This window comes from Novosphingobium aerophilum, assembly GCF_014230305.1.
Lineage (GTDB): Bacteria > Pseudomonadota > Alphaproteobacteria > Sphingomonadales > Sphingomonadaceae > Novosphingobium > Novosphingobium aerophilum.
Window position 1 is genome coordinate 1 of the sequence record NZ_JACLAU010000033.1, and the last position, 19,883, is coordinate 19,883.

Genomic DNA, 19,883 nt, shown 5'->3' on the forward strand with positions numbered 1-19,883 from the left:
TCCTACGACGACATCGTCGACCATTGTTGCTTCGCATGGAACAAGCTCGTCGATCAGCCCTGGCGCATCATGTCCATCGGAATGCGCCATTGGGCACATGGGTACTGATCAATGCACCTTGGTATAACCCAAGCGCGCGAAGACCTGCGGCAGGTCTGCCGTGGTGAGGATGCCTGGCGATGCCGAGCAGATTGAAGCGATGGCGTTGACTGGCCTGTGTGCGGTCAGACGCGGCAGAACGAGTTGGCGCTCTTCCCGGTCGGACGGAATCGGAAAGGTGATTGAAATGTCGAGTGGCGTGTCGCCTTCGACAACAACGCGCCAACCGTCGTCCCGCAAATCCCAAGCGGGTTCGAGTTCGCTGGTGACAAACCAGTTGCAACGAAAGCGCAGGCGCGGTTTGCCATCGACCAGCCCATTCAGGGTATATCGTTGGCCGCCCACCGTTCCGGCTTCGATTATGGTGGAGTGCAGTCTGGTTGGGTGGCGGGTCAATGCGATCTCGCCTTGCCCTTCGAAGCCGTCCAGCGTCAGGCCGATTGCTTTGGCGATGACGGCCAGTGAATGCTCGAACACGACGTCGCGGTCAGCGTGACTGCGCTTGGCGAACGCTTCCGGTGTTTCGCCGAAACCCATGACGCCCAACAGCATTTCTTCTGAGCAGCCGTCGATACAATTGGCATACTCGTCAATGGCCAGAAGGTCCAGGCGGCGTTGCAGTGACAGCAGGACGATGGGCAAGGCTTCGGTGATGAAGCCGGGGCTGCTCCCAGTGGCGTGGATCGAAGAATTCCCTCTGGTGCAGGCGGCTTCGATGCGTTGCCTTAGTGCTGGCTCCATGCAATCGGGATTGAAGAACTCGGCGCGTGTAGTTGAGATGTTGGTACCGCTTTCAAGGATGCGGCAGACATCGTCCATGTCGGTGCTTTCGGGCATGTAGACTACGCAGTCCGGCTTGAGGGCCAGAACATCGCCAATGTCCCGGGTAGCCTTGATGCCGGTTGGCGGCAGGCCACACAGATCACCCGCATCAAGGCCCGCTTTATTGCCGGAATAGACCTTCACGCCGACCAATTCGAGAGCGGGATGCTCGATGATTGCTCGCATGGCGCTTCGGCCAACCGTGCCGGTAGCCCATTGTACCACCCTCAGCCTTTTGCCTCCCATCACCCAGCCCTCCTCATCTGTTTCTTGTTTTCTTACAGAATTGCATCCCTGCCGTTGACGCTAGAAGGATGTCAGCGGAGTCGAAAGCGCGCCATCCAGGCGGATCGTCTGTCCATTCAGGAACGGGGTGCGCACCATGGCCTCCACCAGTGTTGCGTATTCCTCGGGATGGCCGAAGCGCTTGGGGAAGGCGACGTTCGCAGTCAGCGCCTCCTTGATCGAGTCCGGGGCTGCCGCAAGGCGAGGTGTGAGAATCGGCCCGGGGGCGATGGCATTTGCCCTGACCCCGATATCTGCAAGGTCGCGTGCCATCGCAGTGGTCATTCCGACTATTGCTGCCTTGCCGGCAGAATAGGCAGCCTGGCGCGCCTGGCCATCGAAGGCTGCCGTCGATGCGGTGTTAACGATCAGTCCGCGGCTTCCGTCTGCATCCGGCTGGTTCGCGGCAAAGGCCGCTGCACAAAGGCGTGAAACGTTGAAAGGCCCGAAAAGGTGCAGGTCTATCATGTCCCGGAACGTCGCCATGGGGTGTGGCGTGCCCGCGCGGTCGGCCACGGCCGGAGCATTGATGGCAACGCCGGCAGCGTTCACGTTGAGGCGGAAATCGCCGATCTGCCGCGCCGCCGTGATCGCCCGGAGAACATCGCCTTCATCGTTGTGATCGCCGGCTATTCCCACCGCTCGTGCACCAAGGTCGGCAGCGAAGGCGATGGCGCGCTTCTCGTCGGGTTCGAATACCACTACCGACATGCCCAGTTCTGCCATGCGGCGCGCCGTGGCTCCGCCAAGGCCACCCGCGCCGCCGGCAATGAGCGCCGACCAGCCCTTGAACGCTTCCGTCACGATCAAGCTTTCGCGGCGGGCGCCAGCTTGACGCGAAGTTCCGACAGGCCCCGGATGATGAAGCTGGGCTCGAATGCGAACGTGCGGTTGTCGGGCGCGCCGTGGAACACCTCGTCAATTTCGATGTTGGCCGTCTGCTTCAGGAATTCCTCGAGAATTACGCGCACTTCCACGCGGGCAAGCGGGGCCCCGGCACAGGTGTGCTTGCCGCGTCCGAAGGCGACGTGTTCCTTGATTTTCGGACGGTCGAGGATGAAGTCTGCGGGTGCCTCCCAGCGCTGAGGGTCGCGGTTGGCTCCGGCAAGGCCAAGGAGGACCTTGGTGCCTGCCTTGACCGGCCTGCCTCCGATGGTCGTGTCGCGCCGCGCCAGCCGCGCGGTCTGCTTGGTTGAGCCCTCGATTCTCAGGACTTCCTCGATCAGGGCGGGAATCTGCGATGGATCGGCGCGCAGGCTATCCTGCAAGCCGGGTACATCGATGATGTACCGCATCGCATTGCCCAGCAGCTTGGCCGAAGTATCCTGCCCAGCGCCGAACATGAAGACGCCAAGTGTCATCAGGTCCATCATCGTGGGGCGCGTACCGTCGCTGTATTCGGCGTGCGCCAGTTCGCTGAGAATATCGTCGCGCGGGGCGGCCTGCCGTTCGCTGATATAGCGATAGAAATGGCCGGTCATGGCCACCATCGGGTGAGTTTCGCCTTCGTGGGTGTTCAGCGCGGGGTCGAGGTTGCCTGGGGCAGGGGAGGCCTCGATCAGGTCCATGAAGTGCTGCCTGTCTTCCACCGGCACGCCCAGAAGATCGGCGATTACCATGGTGACAAAAGGCGTTGCCACATCCTTGATGAGGTCGCATCCACCGCGCGCAACGACATTGCGCACGATCTCCCGCGAATATTCTGCAATGAATGCCTCGTTGGACTTGAGGCGCGAAGGCGTGAACAAGCGGTTCATCAACGAACGCAGCTTTGTGTGTGGATCATCGTCGAGGTTGACGACCTGATCGCCGCCAAGGATCGTCGATCTGGCGGCTTCGATCTGTTCGGTAATGTCACTGCCTTGCGGCTCGAACGGCAAAGGTGCAGCCGCGCCGGCAAGGCCGATGATCGCCGAAAAATCGCGATTGTTGTTAAGGATCTCGACTGTCTCGTCGAAACCGGTGACTATCAGGTAGTCGCGCCCTTCCGGCTGATAGACCGGTCCGTGCGAGCGAACGGCTTCAAAGAACGGATAGGGTTCGCGGGCGATCTCGTAGTCGGTAAAATAGTCGCGATCTTCCAATCTGGACACTTGCCAATCTCCCAGGGCAAAGGCCTTATGCCATTTGCTTGTGCGATAGATTGGCGCATAAATTACTGGACGGCAAGCCGCGATTGCACGGCGACGTTCAAGGACATCAAATGCGGAATCAGGCCGGCATGATGATCGAACCCACGATCATCCGGTGGAGAATGCCGGCGATCGCTTCTACGCTATAGGCATCCTCGGGCTGGGCCACCCACCATGCGAGGGATTCTGCAATCAGGGTTGCTGCACAGATTGTTCCAAGTTCAGCCGGTAGCCAGGAGTTTATTGGCTCTTCTCTGGCGGCTACCTGTTGCGACTGACGCAGCCACTCCTCGCGCATGGCAGAACCGGCCCCGCCATTGAGCAACGTCGACCATAGCTCCCGATGCTCGGCGACATATTCACACAAAGCAGTGAAACCGGCCTGGAAATCGTCCGCATCGCGTATAGCCAACGTCAGGGCATTGATTTGGCGAATTTGGTCTTTGGCAATATCGTCAAGCAATGCTTCCTTCGTCTGAAAGTGGCGGAAGAAGGTCGCATAATGGACACCGGCTGCCGCACAGATGTCGCGGATGGTAATCTGTTCCAACGACTTTTCGAGGAGCAAGTCCAGCATCGCGTTGCGCAGTGCCTCGCCCGATCGGATCGCGCGCAGGTCCTTGGACCTTGACGACATCGGCGCGCGCAGTTTATGCGACATGATATCGCTTAGCGAATCACGATCTTGTGGCTTGGTGGTCATGTGATCGCTTTGGCTCAGATTAAGGGCCATGGGCAATAGCGTAAATTGTCTATCGGCGTCGACAAATCGGGCGCCTGAATATTTGGGAGATGAATTATGAAATTCCTCAAGGCACTGCCGTTCGCCGCCATGGCCATTCTCGTTCCTGTCGCCGTCCCGGCCGCTGCCGAGGAGCCGGCTGCAGTCGCTCCGGCACCAGCCTATTCGACTGCTGCCACTGACATCGGTACCCTGCTGGATAACCCGCAGACCCGCGCGGTGCTTGACAAGCACTTGCCCGCCTTCGCCAGCAATCCGCAGATCGAGATGGCGCGCGCGATGACCCTGCGCCAGATCCAGTCCTTCGCCGCCGACATGCTGACCGACGAGGTGCTGGCCAAGGTCGATGCGGATCTTGCCAAGATCGCCAAAGTCGGCTGAATTTCGGGATAATCGGGGGCAGTCACGCCTTGTCAGACGCGCCGACACAGCGGTCAGCGCGTCAGGGTCGGGGCTGCTCCGCCGATTGGCCTTGATCTGGGGTGAGCGGGGCCAAACCCGCTTGAAGGGGATCGTTCATAACTGCCTGCCGGTTGCGACGGTTTGCTTCGAAACGGGCAAGTTCAGGGTCGCGGCGCAAGATGGCATCGATGATGACCCGGCGGCTTTCGCGCCAGCGTTCAAGGCCGAAGTTGATCGCCAAGCCTCCGCTGTGACCGAATTCGCTTACGGCCATGCTCAGGGCAATATGGGTGATAAGCTGGAAGAACGGGCGGTTGACCATGCGGAACAGCTGGTCCTGCAGGGCTCCTTCCAGCGCCCCGATTCCCGCGTCCTTTTCACAGGCGGAAATTGCTGCGGCGATCGTTCGCAGTTCGTTGTGTAACGCAGGATCGTTGCAGCGCGCGGCTGCGGCGCACAATTCGTTGAACAGCAGCGAGGTCATGTCGAGAACCTCGGCAAGGCTGGCAGGTTCGCTGCGCCAGTAGGCCGAGATGGTTCGCTCCAGAGTGGCCAGGTCGGGCCGACGGCCGAAATAGCCGCCTCCAGGGCCACGACGCACTTCCAGCAGCCCTTCGAATTCAAGGATGCGGGCAGCCTGCTGCACCGAAACAATGCCCACGCCCAGTTCGTGCGCCAGATCGTTCAGCGAACCGATCTGCTCGCCCGCCGGGCATGCGAAGATTCGTTTCCGCAGGGTGTCGGCAACCTGCTGTACTGGTTGGCGGCGGGACGGGACGGGAGCACTCATCTGGCCTAAATAGGCCTATAATTAGGCATCGAGCAAGCAAATTGCGGCAGCCTCTTGGCTTGCAATACCGATAATATGACCATATTATAGGCAATCGAATCCATCGTCGCGCTATAGCCGTGCAACCACGGTGGGACTGTTCAGGGGGATGTCATGGCCTTCACACTGCCCGATTCGGCGGCGTTGCCGCGGTTCGTCAACATCATCGGCGATTCTCGCGAGGAAGCGGGAAGCGGCGCGAAGATTGCGCACGTCTATCCCGGCACGGGTACTGTCACGCGCGAACTGGCCATGGCGAGCGCCAGCGACGTTGATCGTGCCGTGTCCGCTGCCCGGACCGCTTTTCCCGCGTGGCGGGCCATGCCGGTCGATAAGCGGCGCAATCTGTTCTTCAAGCTTGCCGAAGTGTTCGAAGCCCGTTCGGGAGAGTTCGCGCCCAGCCTGATTGCCGAAAACGGCTCAGTTGCCATGACGGCGCCCTACATGGGCTACGATGCGGCGCAGAAGTTCCGGTATTACGGTGGCTGGTGCGACAAGATCCATGGCCGGACGATCCCGACGTGGGGCACCCCGGCTCATGATTATGTGGCCTATGAACCCTATGGCACGGTCGGCATAATCGTCCCGTGGAATGGTCCGTTGTTCGCCGCGACCATGGTGATGGCGCCGGCGCTGGCGGCGGGTAATTGCGTGGTGCTGAAATCGCCTGATCTTGCTCCATACAGCGCGATGAAGCTGGTGGAGATGATGTTGGAAGCGGGTTTTCCGGCGGGCGTGGTCAACCTTGTCACCGGCGGGGCCGACGTGGGCGAGGCGATGGTCGCCCATCCCGGGATCGACAAGATCGAGTTCATCGGATCGGGCGCCACGGCGACGAAAGTGCTGACCAGCGCCGCGCGCAGCCTGAAGCCGGTGGGGCTGGAACTGGGCGGCAAGTCCGCGGTGATCGTGTTCGACGATGCCGACCTGATGCTGGCCGCGAAGAAGGGGATTACCGGCGCGGTTTCCTCCAACGGGCAGGGCTGCGTCAACGGCACGCGCCTCCTGGTGCAGCGCGGGGTCTATGACCAGTATCTCGGCATCCTTTCGGCCATCGCCGGGCAGATCGCCGTTGGCGATCCCTTCCTGCCGCAGACCGCGCTGGGGCCGGTAATCTCGGAAGGCGCGCTGACCCGCATCCTCGGCATGGTCGAAGGTGGCAAGGCCGATGGCGGCCGCGTGGTTGCCGGGGGCGAACGATTGGGCGGCGATCATGCAGGTGGCTTCTTTCTGCCGGTCACGATCCTGGCCGACGTGCCCAATTCCGCCCATATTGCCCAGAACGAGGTATTCGGCCCAGTCCTTGTCGTGACCCCGTTTGACACCGAGGAAGAGGCGATCGCCCTGGCCAACAGCACCGAATACGGGCTGGGTGCCTATGTCCACACTCAGAACTTGCGCCGCGCCCACTACGTGACCGGGCAACTCCAGGCGGGCATGATCCACGTAAACGGCGCGGGCGAGGCGATGCAGCCCAACTGCCCCTTCGGTGGCTGGAAGAAGAGCGGCCACGGGCGGCTTGGCGGGGTGGAGGGCCTGCATGAATTCCTGCAGCCGAAGAACATCTGGATAAACGTATCGCCTCCGGAGGGTTGAGGGCATGAGCTTGATGGATCACAAGGCGCGTTCCGAACGCGGCCAGGCGCTGCAGGTTGAAGTCTGCGCCGAGGTTGTCGCGGCGGCGACCACCCCGTTCGAGGAATCGCTGCGCGATTTCGTATATGCAGAAGTGTGGAGCAGGCCGGGGCTAGATCGCCGCGCGCGCTACCTTGTGTCGCTGGCCGGCGCCGTTCTGGCAGGCGCCGATGCGGAACTGGTCGAAGGCTATGCCCGCGGTGCCTTGAAGGGCGGGCACCTGTCGCTGCGGGAACTGCGCGAGGCCGCCCTGCACCTTGCTGTCTATGGTGGCTGGTCGCGCGGCCGGCAGCTTGATCGGGCGGTAACGGCTGCGGCTGGCGCGCTGGGCCTGCCGGCCGCCGATTGCCCTGCGATCCGTGGCGAGGATTGGGATCCCGAGGCTCGCACACGCGAAGGTATGGCGGAATTCACCTCCGTGATGACGTTCCCCGGCGGCCCTTCGGCAACACCCTATCTCGAAGCGATCAACAACTTCGTCTTCGGCGAAATGTGGCAGCGTTACGATGGCCTCGACCAACGCTCGCGCCGCTGGATCACTCTTGTCGGTGTCTGCGAAAGCTCGACCGAAACGCCGATCAAGAGCCATATCCATGCCGCCATGGCGAGCGGCAATTGCAAGCCGGACGAGATGCAGGAATTCGTCCTGCAATACGGCATCCACGCTGGCTGGCCAAAGGCATCCATCGTCCAGTCGGTGGTAATCGAAATGAGCAGGAAGGTGGCCGACGGGCTGCCATGGAACGGATGATATGGCACAGATTATCGATTTGAAGGGCAAGGCGGCGCTGGTCACTGGCGCGGCATCGGGGCTGGGCCGGGCAACGGCGCTTCGGCTGGCGGAGGCTGGGGCCAGTCTGACGCTTGTCGATGTCAATGCCGCCGCGCTGGAGGAAACGGCGGCGCTTGCCGCGCCGTTCGGGGTGGAGGTGCTGGTGCACGCGGCGAACCTGGCCGATGCAGATGCCTGCGCCGGAGCCGTGGAGTCGGCAGTTGCGCGGTTCGGACGTCTGGATGCGCTTTGCAATATTGCCGGGGTCATCAAGATGGCCAGCAGCGAAACCATGCCGCGTTCCGATTTCGGACTAACGATGGCAGTGAACCTCTTTGCGCCCTGGCACCTTTCGCAGGCGGCGCTTCCTCACCTGCTTGCGGCAGAAGGCGCGATCGTGAACTGCGCCTCATCCGCCGCCTTCATCGGCGAGGCCTATGCCGCAGCCTATTGCGCCAGCAAGGCTGGCCTGGTCAACATGACCCGGGCGATGGCGATGGAATACGTCCGCAAGCCCATCCGCATCAACGCGGTCGCGCCTGGCGGAATGATGACAAACATCGCCAATGGCATGTCGTTCCCCGAAAACGCGGAAATGGATCTCGTAGCGCGTTTTTCGGGCCTGCGTGGACTGGTTGAGGTGGTTGACGTGGCCGAAGTCATCGCCATGCTGGCTTCGCCAGCCGGTCGTTCCTATCACGGGGCCTGCATCCAGATTGATGCCGGGATCACCGCGGGGTGAGCCGCGTCGGTTTCATCGGGCTTGGCAGCCAGGGCGGGCCAATGGCGGAACGCATCGCCGCTGCCGGAATGCCGTTGACCGTGTGGGCGCGGCGGGCCGAGGCCCTTGCGCCGTTCCATGCTCTGGGGGCGCAATCCGCCGAAAGCGTTTCGGCCCTTGGCGCCGCATGCGAACATGTCGGTGTCTGCGTGGTCGATGATGCAGGCGTCATGGCGATCTGTGACGAACTGGTTGGATCCATGGCGCCGGGTAGTCGGATCGTCATCCACGCCACGGTCCTGCCAGAAACCTGCGCGATCATAGCCGAAAAGGCGGCGTCGCGTGGAATCGCAGTGCTCGATGCCCCGGTCAGTGGCGGCGGCCCTGCTGCTTCGGCAGGTACGCTCACCGTGATGTGCGGGGGCGAGGCTGCCGATTTCGCGGCTGCCAGGCCGGTGTTCGAAACCTTTGGCGGACTGATCGTCCACCTTGGCCCGCTTGGCGCGGGACAACGTGCGAAGATCGTCAACAATGCCCTTATGGCGGCGAACATGGGGCTGGCTCACGCTGCGCTGGCTGCGGGCGAGGCGCTGGGCATCGATCGCGGGGCGCTTGCCGAACTGGTCAAGGCCAGCAGCGGCCGCAGCTTCGGCTTCGAAGTCTATGCCCGCCTCCCCACCCCGGCGGCCTTCGCGCACGGCGCACCGCTGCTGCTTAAGGATGTAAACCTGCTTGCCTTGATCCTGCCTGAAAACGACGGGGCAGAAACCCTGCGCACGGCAGCTACCCCTTTCCTATCTGCCGCTACGAACGGCTGACAGACGGAGTTTCATTACCCATGGCATTTTCAATCGATCAATTTCGACTGGATGGCAAGGTCGTCATCATCACCGGCGCCGGCGGGCGCGGCAATTCGATCGGCCGGGCCTATGCCCTTGGCTTTGCCGGGGCCGGAGCCTCGGTGGTTGTCGCCGATCTCAATGAAGAGGGCGCCAAGGCGGTTGCCGACGAAATTGTGGCCGGCGGCGGCAAGGCCGTGGCCGTCAAGGTCAACGTCGCCGACAGGGATTCGACACTCGCGATGGCTCAGGCTGCCGTCGAAGCGTTTGGCGGGATCGACATCCTGGTCAACAACGCGGCTCTCATGGCCGAACTAGGCCAGTTGACGATCGCGGATGTCGGACTTGAGGAATGGAACCGCATCCTCTCGGTAAATCTGACCGGCGCGATGCTGTGTGCTCAGTCGGTAATTCCCGCGATGCGCGAACGCGGCGGCGGGCGCATCCTCAACCAGACTTCGGGTGGCGCTTTCCCGGCGACAGGCATTTACGGCATCGGCAAGCTGGCCCTGGTCGGCCTGACCACGACCCTGGCCAAGCAACTGGGCAAGGAAAACATCACCTGCAACGCAATCGCGCCGGGTAACGTGAAATCCGATGCGGGCAAGATGCTGGTGCCTGATGATTCACCGTTCATCCAGTATCTGCAAATGTCCTGCGCAACCCGCGCGCGCGGCGAACCTGACGAGTTGGTGGGAACCGCACTGCTGCTTTGCTCGGAAGCCGGCGCCTGGATCACCGGACAAGTGATCCACATCGACGGCGGCTGGGTGATGCGGCCTTGATCCGCTCTTCATGACGGGAGTCCCTGAAGCATGACCACTAGCTCGCTCACAAGGCGGCGTTTGGCGGCGGCTCTTCTCGCCGAGGCCCTTCTGGTTCCCGGGCAGGTTCAGGCGCAGGACGAACGCCCTTCCGCGGACCCCCTTCTGGAGGGCTTCCGCAATCCGCCAGCCGAGGCGCGTCCGCGCGTATGGTGGCACTGGATGAACGGCAATATCAGCGAGGATGGCATCCGTGCCGACCTTCGCTGGATGAAGGACGTGGGCATCGGTGGGGCGCAGGCCTTCGATGCTTCGATGCAGTCGCCTAAAATCGTGCCGGAACGGTTGCCATTCATGTCGCCTGGCTGGCAGACGGCGATACGCACGGCCGCGCGCGAGGCCGACACCCTTGGTCTGGAATTGGCAATCGCCTCTTCGCCCGGCTTCACTGAGACGGGTGGGCCATGGGTTCCTCCGGAAGACGGCATCAAGAAGCTGGTCTGGAGCCAAACGCGAATATTTGTAAAGCGCGGTAGGGGCGGTGCGCAAGCTGCGCTGCGACTGCCGGCGCCACCGGCGATCACCGGACCGTTCCAGACCATTCCCGTAGACCCGGCTGGCGGTCTTACTCTGACCGGCTCTGGTCATCGCATCCCGATCGCCCCGCAGACCTACCGCGACATCGCGGTTTTGGCTTGGCCCGTGAAGGAGGTCGGTGAAATTGCGACGCCAACCTTTGCCGATGGCCAGGACAAACCGCTGAGCGCCACGTCATTGAGCGACGAAGATCTTGTAACCGCCGTAGAACTCGCGCGGTCGGCCAAGAGCGATCCGGCCCTGGTGGCCAGATTCGCCCGGCCCCAGACCATCCGTTCGGCCCGCATCTTTCTGCCGGGCGGGGCAGGTCGTTATGCCGGCGGCGCGCTTGAGCCGGTGCTGGAGGCAAGCGATGATGGCACGTCCTGGCGAAAGGTCGGTTCCTTTGCCGCTTCCGCCGTCCCGGTGACGATCAGTTTTGCCCCCGTAACCGCAAGCCGCTTTCGCGTGGTCTTCCAGCGCATCGAAGGCGGACGGGTAGCCGGCTTCACGCCACCGGTGCCTGGCCTCGACATGGCCGCGCTCGGGCGCATGCTTGGCGGTGGAGGCGCTGCCCTTATGGGTGGCTCCGGCATTAAGGTGGGCGATTTCCGTCTGATGGCGGATCCGAAGGTGGACCGTGCCGAGACCCGTGCCGGCTTCGATGTCGTGCCCGATTACTTCGCCTTGCCGCAAACCGCCCCCGACGATCCAGGCGTGCAGCCGGCGCAGGTGATCGACCTGACCGAACGGCTGCGCGCGGACGGTTCGCTAGACTGGCAACCACCTGCCGGACAATGGCATGTGCTGCGGCTTGGCTGGTCGCTGACTGGCGTTGTCAACCACCCTGCTAGCCCCGAGGCGACCGGTCTTGAGGTGGACAAGCTCGATGGCGCAGCCGTGCGCCGATACCTCGATCACTATGTCGGGCTGTATCGCCAGGCAGTCGGCCCGGATTTGCTGGGCGCGCGCGGTATCCGTGCACTGCTGAACGATTCGATCGAATCCGGCCCTGCGAACTGGACACCGCGCCTGCGCGAGAAGTTCATCGGCTTGCGTGGGTACGATCCGTTGCCGTGGATGCCGACCCTGACCGGGACGATTATTGGATCGCGTGCGCAGAGCGATCGGTTCCTGTTTGATTATCGCCGCACTCTTTCCGACCTGATGGCCAGCGAACACTATGGCACGGTCGCCGCTTTCGCGCGCGAACAGGGTCTCATCACCTATGGCGAGGCGCAGGAACATGGCCGCCCGCAGTTGGGCGATGATCTGGCGATGCGCCGCCACGCCGATGTGCCGATGGCGGCACTTTGGACCTTTCCGCGCGAAAAGGGGCCGCAGCTCAATTATCTCGTTGATATGCGCGGCGCGGCTTCGGTTGCCAACATCTATGGCAAGCCGTTCGCTGCCGCCGAAATGATGACCTCGCTCCTTTCGCCCTGGGCCTTCGGACCAGCGGATCTCAAGCGGGTCGCTGATCTGGCGTTCGTCAACGGGATCAACCGGCCGATCATCCACACTTCGGTCCATGTGCCGGTTGAAGACCGCAAGCCTGGCCTCTCTCTGTTCATCTTTGGCCAGTACTTCAACCGGAACGAAAGCTGGGCGAAGCTGGCCAGGCCCTGGGTCGATTATCTCGCGCGGAATGCTTTCCTGTTGCAGCAGGGGCGGACGGTCGCGGATATTGCCTACTATTATGGCGAGGAAGCGCCGTTGACCGGGCTGTACAGCGAGCGAACGGTTCCCGATGCGCCCCGCGGCTACGGCTACGATTTCGTCAACTCCGATGCCTTGATGGAATCCCTGGCGAACGAAGGGGCCGACCTTATTAGCCCTGGCGGCGCGCGATACCGGGCGCTTTATCTTGGCGGTTCGGCGCGGCACATGACCCTTGCCACTCTGCGCCGCCTGAATGGGCTGGTGCGCGATGGCGCGACGGTGATCGGCCTGCGCCCGTCGACCAGCCCCGGCCTTCAAGACGATCCCGTCGAGTATTCCCGGTTGGTCGGCGAAATGTGGCTTGGCGGCGATGTGGCGAAGGTGGGCAAGGGAAGAGTGATTGCATCCGACAATCCCGAAGCTGCAATGATCCGCATTGGCCTGGTTCCCGATTTCCGCGTGACGGCTGATGCGCCCGACGCCGACATTGCCTTCCTTCATCGCAGGCTGGTCGATGGTGACCTCTACTTCGTCACGAACCGCAAACCGCGCGCCGAACGCTTCGAGGCGCGATTCCGTGTCTCGGGCAAGATGCCTGAACTTTGGAATGCGGTCAGCGGAGAAGTCACTTCGGTCAGCTACCGCATCGAGGGCGGCGAAACCATCGTGCCGCTGAACCTGCCGATCGACGGTGCAGTGCATGTTGTGTTCCGCAAACCAGCTACCGCATCCGCCTATGTTGCCCCCGAAAGACGGTTGGGTGCGGTGGCAGACCTCAATTCCGGATGGCAGGTCGCCTTCGAACCGGGGCGCGGCGCACCCGCGACCCTGGCGATGCCGGAGCTTGTTCCGCTCGACAAGCACGACAATGCAGATGTCCGGTATTTTTCGGGCATTGCAACCTATACGCGAACCTTCCGTGCACCGAAGGGCTGGAAACCTGGGCAGCCGCTGTGGCTGGATCTGGGCGAGGCGCGCGAAATTGCCGAAGTTACGATCAACGACCGCCGGGTCGGCGGTGTCTGGAATGCACCTTACCGGCTTGAAATTGGTGCGTTTGCGCGTCGAGGCAAGAATGATCTTTCCATCCGCGTCGCCAACCTCTGGGTCAATCGCATGATCGGCGATGCCCAGCCCGGTGCCACCAAGGTTACCTGGACGGCATCGCCAACCTATACCGCGAATGCACCGCTGCGGCGCTCTGGCCTGATCGGGCCCGTCCGATTACTTGCGGGAGAAGCAAAGTGAACGCATTCGGGAGAAAGGTAGTGGCAAGTAGGCGTGATATTATCCGCAAGGGACTGGGCACTGCGGCCGGCCTCTTCATGCCTGGGCCGTTTCAGGCCATGGCGGCAAGTCCGAACGACGCCATCCTGACCGATGTCCATCCCGAACTTCGCGGTGTCGTCAAGATGATCCTTGGCATGGGCAACTTCACGCCCGTCTTGAAAAAGGCCAATCTGCCGGCAATCCGGCAGGGCTCGGATGCTTTCCAGCCCAAGCCGCTGACCAACGTTCCCTACGAACGGCGGGTCATAATCGGAAGCCGTGGCCAGCCCGATGTGACAGTCTATCTGGTCAATGCCCGAGAGGGTGAGCAGCGGCCCTGCATCCTGCACATGCATGGTGGCGGTTACGTGGCCGGTTCGGCGGCCGGATCGCTACACCAGGTCCAGACGCTGGCCCGTGAGCTGGATTGTGTTGTGGTCACCGTCGAATACCGGCTAGCACCGGAAGCAACCTATGCGGGTTCGCTGGAAGACAACTATGCGGCATTGAAATGGATCCATGCCAATTCGTCGGCGCTAGGCGTCGATCCCGCCCGCATAGCGGTGTTGGGGGAAAGCGCGGGTGGCGGACACGCGGCGCTGCTGGCAATCGCCGCGAGAGACCGGGGCGAAGTGCCGGTATGCTTCCAGTGCCTTGTCTATCCCATGCTTGACGACCGGACCGGAAGCACGCGCCAGGCGCCTGCCCACCGCGGGCAGATCCTGTGGACGGCCCAGGCGAACCGTTTCGGCTGGGAGTGTTTTCTTGGTCGCAAGCCGGGTGGACGGTCCGGGGAAGGGGTGCCTGGCCGGACCGCGAACCTGGCCGGCCTGCCCCCTGCCTGGATCGGTGTCGGCGCGCTCGACCTCTTTCTTGACGAGGACATGGACTATGCCCGCCGGCTCAATGCAGCCGATGTCGCCGCAGAACTGCTAGTAATCCCCGGTGCCTTCCATGGCTTCGACACGTTCGGCGGCCCGTCCAGTCCGGGCCAGCGTTTCAGCGAAGCCAAATTGAATGCGCTGAGACAGGCATTCAAGCTGCCAGCAGCCTGAGGCGGGATATTCAGCGTTTCTGCCTGTCTACTCCGATGCGCCCGCCGCGCGCAAGCCGGGCGCTTGCCTCGGGCGGAATGAAGGCCGGAACGCCTTCCATCTCGTAGGCGGCTGACAAGCCGTTCAAGGTGCCAGTTTCGGGATCGGGCAGGCCATCGGCAGCGCGGCGCGCGGCGTTGTACATGGACGGCGCGTTGAAACCGATGGTGTTTTCATAGTCCGAGGCCTGGAAGAAGGCCATGGCAAGCAGCTGGCGCCAGTCCCGATAGCCGCCCAGAGTGGCTTTCATGGTCCCGTCATCCAGAAGCTCGATCCGCATCCGTGCGTTGAAAAGCGACCAAGTGGATGCCGGTCCTTCGTGCATCGTTACAAGCGGCAGACTGTCGGTCATGATGACGCCGTCAACCAGCTTGCCTTTGAAGCGCGCAAAATCCTGCGAGAATTCGGGGTTGGGATTGGGGCGGAAAGTGTAGTCTGGCAGGACGATCTTCGATGATCCGTCGCGCTTCATCGGATCGGCGCTGTAAAGCAGGGTGACAAAGACCTCGTTGTCATTGCGCGGGTCGTCGATGCCGCTGATGTCGACGAGGATCGATAGTCCACCCGCGCGGCGCAGTTCGTTGCCGATCATCGGCAGGAAGCCGCGTCGGCGCCAGCCTTCGATACAGCCGAGCAAGGCGAACAGCTGGTTGTCGATACCCTTGCGGCCGTCGGGAGTAACGAAGTCCGGGTGCATCGCACTGCCGCCTTTCCCGTCAAGATCGAAGCCGCGCACGACTTCGGACCTTGGCGTTTCGAAGCCGGGATCGGCAACGATGCCTGGCAGCAGGATCACGTTCATCTCGTCTGGCCCGCGATAGGGCAGCACCACCGTATTTGCGCCGCCGCCGACAGCCAGTGCGGCGCGTTGCTGCGCGGCGCGTTCGGGAGGCATCAGGGCGAAGTATTCGTCCTGCGTCGGCTTGCGGTTCATCTGCGGGCATTGGTTTTCCGCCGCATCGGCGATCGGCGCGAACCACGAGAGCACGAATGAGCGGTTCGTGCCACTCTTCGCCCCGCGCCTGAGTTCTGCGGGTTGCGCCGTCAACGGGCGCGGGTTGGGCGGCTGGACGTGGAAGTTTATCCACTCGATCGACTTGAAGGCGATCGTGATCGCTTGCTCGGGGGCGCTGGGCACTTCCGGGCAGGAAAGCGTCGCGTCTTTCAGAGTGTAGCGATAGTGCTCTGGGACATCGGCCGGTCGCGGCCCGTGTTCCTGCGGGTGCCGGGCAAATTCGGAAAGTTCGGCAAATTGCAGCTGCTGCACCTTCGAGCCTGCGCGGCACAACGCCATCAACCCGGTGAGGGCGGGGCTGCGTTTGTCGAGCGAGAGCGACAGTACCGAGGCTCCTTCACGCGGCGCGTTGCTGTAGGTGAAGATGAGACCGCTTTCCTTGCCGGAAATGCCGCGGATCATCGTTCTTGCGGGGCGCTTAGTCCAGTAATGCGCTTCGGCCCGAAACCACCCGCGGAATGGAGCTGCCGAGGCATTGCCTCTTACGCCTGGTACCTCGAGATAACTGGGTCCGATATAGTCGGCCAGGGCGGGGCTTGCGCCGCCGCCAGCCGCAATGGCGATTGCCCAGGACATCGTCCTGAAAGAGCTGGCCATCTGTTTGCGGGACAGGATCATGGCAGGTCTCCGAATTTGGTTCATGGCTTGCGAGGTATTGGTTGGCTGTCGATCAGTTCGATCCGGTAGCCGTCCGGGTCGGTGACCATCATCATCCGCACGAAGCCGTGCACCACCTTGATTTCCCCGGCTTCGAACCCTGCCGCTCTGAGGCGCGAGGCAACGGCTTCAAGACCGGGCAGCCGAACGGCGATCCGGTCAAACCCGTGGGCATGGGTGATCGGGCGGATCGGCCCATCCTTGTCGGTTATCAGCATGATCCCGGCATCGGTCGGGTTCATGCCGAAGCCGACTACCACGTCGGGCCGTTCGGCGCTGCCGAATCGCATCCTGACTTTCATGCCCAGGCCCTCGGTGTAGAACCGGACCGAACGGGCGGAATCGGTGACGTAAAGCGCCGGACCTACCATGTTTTCGCTTGGCATCGCCGGTGGCGGGGTCTGCGCTGAAGCGGGAACGGCGCCAAGTGCCAGCAGGGCAAAAAGGGCAAGTTTGCGGATCATGATACTACCTCCGAAATCGGCTTGGATGTCTGCATGGCACCGCTTCCCCATTCGGTGACGGGAAGTCCCAGTACCTGCTGGATGGTCAGGCCCACGCGCGAGCTGGGATCGCCATTGCCGCTGATGTGCTGGCCGGGCTTCCAGCGCCCGCCGGCCGATCCGGCAACAAGGATCGGCAGGTTATCGACCGAGTGGATCTTGGCGAAATTGCTTTCGGACGTGGCCAGGATCAGCGAATGGTCGAGCAGGGTACTGGCACCTTCGCGCACCCCATCCAGGTGCTTCAGCATGGTGGCGAAGGTTTCCATGCTGCGTTCGATGAAGAAGGTGGCCTTGGGCTGGTAGCCCAGCTTTTCGTCCACCGGTTCTTCGTGGGTCAATTCGTGGAAGGATACAGGCTCGCCTGCCTTGCGCAGGTTCGATCCGGCGTTCGACAAGGCCATCGAGAACACGCGGGTCTGGTTGCAGGCGAGCGCCATGACCAGTAGCTGCGCCATGACATCGTGCGTGCGCGTGGCAACGTCCCACGTAGGGCCGAGAGTCATCTGGCCAGGTGCCTTGGGGATCGTGCAGGCCTCTGCTGGGGCAGGCTTCTGCAGCATTTGCCCCAGTTGCTCCTCAACCTGCCGGACGGAGGTGAAATATTGGTCCACGCGCTGGCGATCCGCGGAACCCAGCGACCGCATCAGCGTATCGCGGTCGTCCTTGACCGAACTCAGCACGCTTTCGCGGACCATGATCGCAGGATCCGGCGTGAACCCAGCCTTGTTGGGATCGGCAAATTCCGGCCCGAACAGACGCCGGTAGAGCTGGATTGGATCGACCTCGCTGGGGTTGACGGTTGAACCGGCCCGCATCGAATAGCTGACGCCGGACTGCCCGGTGCAGGCCAGTTCGAGCGAGCGGAATCGTGTGCCGCGACCGATGTGATCCGCTATCAGGCAATCCAACGTCGGTGCTTCCGCCGAACCGCCGGTAACTCCGCCTTTGAGCGGGGCAGAACCGGTCAGCGTCGCCATCACACCCGACCAGTGGACAAGGTTCGGTTTGCCATCCAAGATGCAGTTGAAGTTCGAAAAGACACTGACCTTGTCGCGCCACGGGGCGATCGGCGCGAGTTCCGGCTTCAGGTCATACCCCTTGCCAAGCGTGCTCGGGAACCAGCGCGCCGTATTCACGCCGCAGCCCCAGAACCAGGTGCCGAAGCGCGTGGGAATCGGGGCGCCGTTCGCCAGGGCTTCGCCATGGCCATCAAGGAACAGGTCGAGCAAGGGCAGGCTTACTGCCACGGCAGCGCCGCGCGCCATGCCGCGCAGCATGTTTCTTCTGGTCCAGCGGCTCATTTCGTCCTCCTGTAAAGCATTCCGAGATTGGCCTGTTGCGTCCCCGGTTCGGGCAAGGCCGGGCCAAGACTGCGCAGCGCAGTGCTCGTGGCGATCCGGCGCATCAGCGCCGGCAGACGAAAACCATCGGTCTCGAACCGGGTGATAGCGGTTTCAAGCCAGGCATTGTCGCCTGCGCCAACAGCGCGGCCCGAACCGTATTCGAACAATCGCTGGACAAGGCAGGCCGGCGGGTCGGCGCTTTCGCGCAAGCGTTGCGACAGGCCCAGCAAGCCGACATAGGGCTTGCCATCGAAAGTGCCCGTGGCGTCAATGGCGGCATCATGTTCGTGCGATCGGAACGCGCCGACACCGTCGTAGTTTTCCAGCGACAGGCCGATAGGATCGGTCAAGGCATGGCAACCGGCACAGGCCGGGCTTTCCTGGTGCGCGATCAGGCGCTGGCGCGCGGTTTTGAGCAGCGGATTGGAATCGTCCTGCACGATGCTGAAGTTGACGTTGGGCGGCGGCGCCGGAACCGGCTGGCACAGCAGCAGTTCGCGCACGGCCTTGCCCCGGATGGTGGGCGAGCTTTTGCCCTCATGCGTCGGGTCGAGCATAAGGAACCCGGCCAGGCTGAGGATCCCGGCGCGTGGGCTGTCGTCCGGGAAGGTGTAGGGTGCCCAGCCTTCCACGCCTGCGGAAGGAGCGGGCACCTTGTAAAGCGCGGCCAGGCCCCGGTTCATGAAGGTCTTGCGGGTCGAAAATATGTCCCGATAATCGCCCTTTTCCGTGACCAGCAGGTTCACCAGTGTGCGCAGTGTCTGTTCCTGCGCATCGCGGGCCAGTTCGGAATTGAATTTGGGGAAGATCGCCTGGTCCTTCACCAGACCGGCGAACTGATCGAACCCGAACATGTCGAAGAAGAACGATCGCACGCCCTGTTCGAAACGGGGCGAGGCCATCATCCGATCGACCTGCGCGGCCAGTTTCGCATCTTCGCGAAGATCTCCGCGTTCCGCCGCCGCCAGCAGCTCCTCGTCGGGCGGTGCATCCCACAGCAGGAAGCTTATCCGGGTGGCAAGCGAGGTATCGTCCAGCACTGCGCGGCCCATGGCATCAGGCGCGGCAGCGGCGCGTTCGAGGCGGAAGATGAAATAGGGGGATACCAGCAGCCGCGACAGACCGGCCTGCAGGCCCTTGCCAAAGTCGCCGCTGGTCGCCGCAGCGCGCTGACTGACGGCAACGACGCCCGCCAGTTCGGCGGCATCAAGCGAGCGGCGGTAGAGCAGACGACCGTACTTGCCAAGGAACTGTTCTGCACAGTCACGGTCGAAGCGGTTGCCTTGGTTGGCGCAGTTTGGGCGCACGCCCGGCAAGGCCAGGGCCTGTTCGGCGATTTCGCGGGCGCGCAGTTCGTATTGTTCAAGGCCTGAGGGAGAAACCGAGACGTGGGCTTCGCCGATCGCCAGAAGGCCTTGTTCGCGCAGCGGCGGGGCGAACCGGCCAGGCACACGTATTCCGTGGCCGAACACCTGTTCGATCGAGCGAAGGTACTGACCTTCGTTCAGGCGGCGCAGCGCCGGACCATGCGAACCGCCTGTATCCTGGGCCGCAGCAGCACTGGTGGGCTTGACGAAGTCAACGCCCGCAAGCGCAATAGCGGCGATGGCCATACAACACGGCAAAGCCAAGCGGGTAATTGCCTTTCCAAGTCGTCGGTCCATCGTACTCTCCCTCTAGATACTATTTCTGTTTTCGCGCCCGTGCGTTGACCGCCCC

The 19,883-nt window shown here is 62.6% G+C and carries 17 protein-coding genes; 8 read left to right on the top strand and 9 right to left on the bottom strand.

Translation table 11 applies throughout. The annotated features are described in order from the left end of the window. Positions 1-108: 108 nt before the first annotated feature. From H7F49_RS15215 to H7F49_RS15230, 4 genes are all read right to left on the bottom strand, one after another. The gene (locus tag H7F49_RS15215) at positions 109-1,107 is read right to left on the bottom strand and encodes an NAD(P)H-dependent amine dehydrogenase family protein (RefSeq protein ID WP_235982220.1); all 999 of its coding nucleotides are present in this window, start codon (positions 1,105-1,107) and stop codon (positions 109-111) included. A 120-nt stretch (positions 1,108-1,227) separates the two neighbouring features. Next, positions 1,228-2,010, bottom strand: a complete 783-nt coding sequence (locus H7F49_RS15220; RefSeq protein WP_214647856.1) for an SDR family NAD(P)-dependent oxidoreductase — start codon at positions 2,008-2,010, stop codon at positions 1,228-1,230. Between the two features lie 2 nt (positions 2,011-2,012). Further along, on the bottom strand, positions 2,013-3,290 hold the full coding sequence (locus tag H7F49_RS15225; RefSeq protein ID WP_235982221.1) for a cytochrome P450: 1,278 nt from the start codon (positions 3,288-3,290) through the stop codon (positions 2,013-2,015). 127 nt (positions 3,291-3,417) lie between these two features. Beyond that, positions 3,418-4,041: a TetR/AcrR family transcriptional regulator gene (locus H7F49_RS15230; RefSeq protein WP_235982222.1), complete on the bottom strand. Its 624-nt coding sequence runs from the start codon at positions 4,039-4,041 to the stop codon at positions 3,418-3,420. A gap of 96 nt (positions 4,042-4,137) precedes the next feature. On the opposite strand from H7F49_RS15230, the gene H7F49_RS15235 reads away from it, so the two are divergent. Continuing rightward, positions 4,138-4,461, top strand: coding sequence for a hypothetical protein (locus tag H7F49_RS15235; RefSeq protein WP_185684437.1), 324 nt, complete (start codon positions 4,138-4,140; stop codon positions 4,459-4,461). A gap of 61 nt (positions 4,462-4,522) precedes the next feature. Here the strand turns inward: H7F49_RS15235 and H7F49_RS15240 are convergent, their stop codons facing one another. Beyond that, positions 4,523-5,272, bottom strand: coding sequence for a FadR/GntR family transcriptional regulator (locus tag H7F49_RS15240; RefSeq protein WP_185684438.1), 750 nt, complete (start codon positions 5,270-5,272; stop codon positions 4,523-4,525). A 153-nt stretch (positions 5,273-5,425) separates the two neighbouring features. Here H7F49_RS15240 and H7F49_RS15245 point away from each other — a divergent pair, with 153 nt between their 5' ends. The 7 genes from H7F49_RS15245 (at position 5,426) to H7F49_RS15275 (ending at position 14,604) form a co-directional block, all read left to right on the top strand. After that, positions 5,426-6,907, top strand: coding sequence for an aldehyde dehydrogenase family protein (locus H7F49_RS15245; protein WP_185684439.1), 1,482 nt, complete (start codon positions 5,426-5,428; stop codon positions 6,905-6,907). Between the two features lie 4 nt (positions 6,908-6,911). Continuing rightward, positions 6,912-7,697 carry a carboxymuconolactone decarboxylase family protein gene (locus H7F49_RS15250; RefSeq protein WP_185684440.1) on the top strand — a complete coding sequence of 262 codons (786 nt, stop codon included), beginning with the start codon at positions 6,912-6,914 and terminating at the stop codon, positions 7,695-7,697. Between the two features lie 19 nt (positions 7,698-7,716). After that, complete coding sequence (locus tag H7F49_RS15255) at positions 7,717-8,460, top strand: SDR family NAD(P)-dependent oxidoreductase (protein WP_235982223.1); 744 nt, start codon at positions 7,717-7,719, stop codon at positions 8,458-8,460. Then, positions 8,457-9,257: an NAD(P)-dependent oxidoreductase gene (locus H7F49_RS15260; protein WP_185684442.1), complete on the top strand. Its 801-nt coding sequence runs from the start codon at positions 8,457-8,459 to the stop codon at positions 9,255-9,257. Before H7F49_RS15255 ends, H7F49_RS15260 begins: the two co-directional genes overlap by 4 nt. A 20-nt stretch (positions 9,258-9,277) precedes the next feature. Continuing rightward, positions 9,278-10,063: an SDR family oxidoreductase gene (locus H7F49_RS15265; protein ID WP_185684443.1), complete on the top strand. Its 786-nt coding sequence runs from the start codon at positions 9,278-9,280 to the stop codon at positions 10,061-10,063. 30 nt (positions 10,064-10,093) lie between these two features. Then, positions 10,094-13,528: a glycosyl hydrolase gene (locus H7F49_RS15270; protein ID WP_185684444.1), complete on the top strand. Its 3,435-nt coding sequence runs from the start codon at positions 10,094-10,096 to the stop codon at positions 13,526-13,528. 98 nt (positions 13,529-13,626) lie between these two features. Then, positions 13,627-14,604 (top strand): alpha/beta hydrolase, encoded by a 978-nt coding sequence (locus H7F49_RS15275; protein ID WP_235982225.1) that lies wholly within the window; start codon positions 13,627-13,629, stop codon positions 14,602-14,604. Positions 14,605-14,614: 10 nt separating this feature from the next. Here the strand turns inward: H7F49_RS15275 and H7F49_RS15280 are convergent, their stop codons facing one another. From H7F49_RS15280 to H7F49_RS15295, 4 genes are read right to left on the bottom strand one after another with little or no spacing between them, the layout of a single operon-like run. Beyond that, on the bottom strand, positions 14,615-16,276 hold the full coding sequence (locus H7F49_RS15280; protein WP_185684445.1) for a hypothetical protein: 1,662 nt from the start codon (positions 16,274-16,276) through the stop codon (positions 14,615-14,617). A 20-nt stretch (positions 16,277-16,296) separates the two neighbouring features. Then, the gene (locus tag H7F49_RS15285) at positions 16,297-16,779 is read right to left on the bottom strand and encodes a VOC family protein (protein WP_185684446.1); all 483 of its coding nucleotides are present in this window, start codon (positions 16,777-16,779) and stop codon (positions 16,297-16,299) included. Next, positions 16,776-18,122 carry a DUF1552 domain-containing protein gene (locus tag H7F49_RS15290; RefSeq protein WP_185684447.1) on the bottom strand — a complete coding sequence of 449 codons (1,347 nt, stop codon included), beginning with the start codon at positions 18,120-18,122 and terminating at the stop codon, positions 16,776-16,778. The genes H7F49_RS15285 and H7F49_RS15290 overlap by 4 nt, the downstream gene beginning before the upstream one ends. Continuing rightward, the gene (locus tag H7F49_RS15295) at positions 18,119-19,777 is read right to left on the bottom strand and encodes a DUF1592 domain-containing protein (protein WP_185684448.1); all 1,659 of its coding nucleotides are present in this window, start codon (positions 19,775-19,777) and stop codon (positions 18,119-18,121) included. Before H7F49_RS15295 ends, H7F49_RS15290 begins: the two co-directional genes overlap by 4 nt. Positions 19,778-19,883 lie beyond the last annotated feature (106 nt).

Bases quoted from the DNA above. Each gene is read 5' to 3' on its own strand.
- H7F49_RS15235 (WP_185684437.1), top strand. From the start codon at position 4,138: ATGAAATTCCTCAAGGCACTGCCGTTCGCCGCCATGGCCATTCTCGTT.
- H7F49_RS15245 (WP_185684439.1), top strand. From the start codon at position 5,426: ATGGCCTTCACACTGCCCGATTCGGCGGCGTTGCCGCGGTTCGTCAAC.
- H7F49_RS15230 (WP_235982222.1), bottom strand. From the start codon at position 4,041: ATGACCACCAAGCCACAAGATCGTGATTCGCTAAGCGATATCATGTCG.
- H7F49_RS15240 (WP_185684438.1), bottom strand. From the start codon at position 5,272: ATGAGTGCTCCCGTCCCGTCCCGCCGCCAACCAGTACAGCAGGTTGCC.
- H7F49_RS15215 (WP_235982220.1), bottom strand. From the start codon at position 1,107: ATGCGAGCAATCATCGAGCATCCCGCTCTCGAATTGGTCGGCGTGAAG.
- H7F49_RS15265 (WP_185684443.1), top strand. From the start codon at position 9,278: ATGGCATTTTCAATCGATCAATTTCGACTGGATGGCAAGGTCGTCATC.
- H7F49_RS15290 (WP_185684447.1), bottom strand. From the start codon at position 18,122: ATGAGCCGCTGGACCAGAAGAAACATGCTGCGCGGCATGGCGCGCGGC.
- H7F49_RS15280 (WP_185684445.1), bottom strand. From the start codon at position 16,276: ATGATCCTGTCCCGCAAACAGATGGCCAGCTCTTTCAGGACGATGTCC.
- H7F49_RS15270 (WP_185684444.1), top strand. From the start codon at position 10,094: ATGACCACTAGCTCGCTCACAAGGCGGCGTTTGGCGGCGGCTCTTCTC.
- H7F49_RS15275 (WP_235982225.1), top strand. From the start codon at position 13,627: ATGGCGGCAAGTCCGAACGACGCCATCCTGACCGATGTCCATCCCGAA.
- H7F49_RS15295 (WP_185684448.1), bottom strand. From the start codon at position 19,777: ATGGCCATCGCCGCTATTGCGCTTGCGGGCGTTGACTTCGTCAAGCCC.
- H7F49_RS15250 (WP_185684440.1), top strand. From the start codon at position 6,912: ATGAGCTTGATGGATCACAAGGCGCGTTCCGAACGCGGCCAGGCGCTG.
- H7F49_RS15285 (WP_185684446.1), bottom strand. From the start codon at position 16,779: ATGATCCGCAAACTTGCCCTTTTTGCCCTGCTGGCACTTGGCGCCGTT.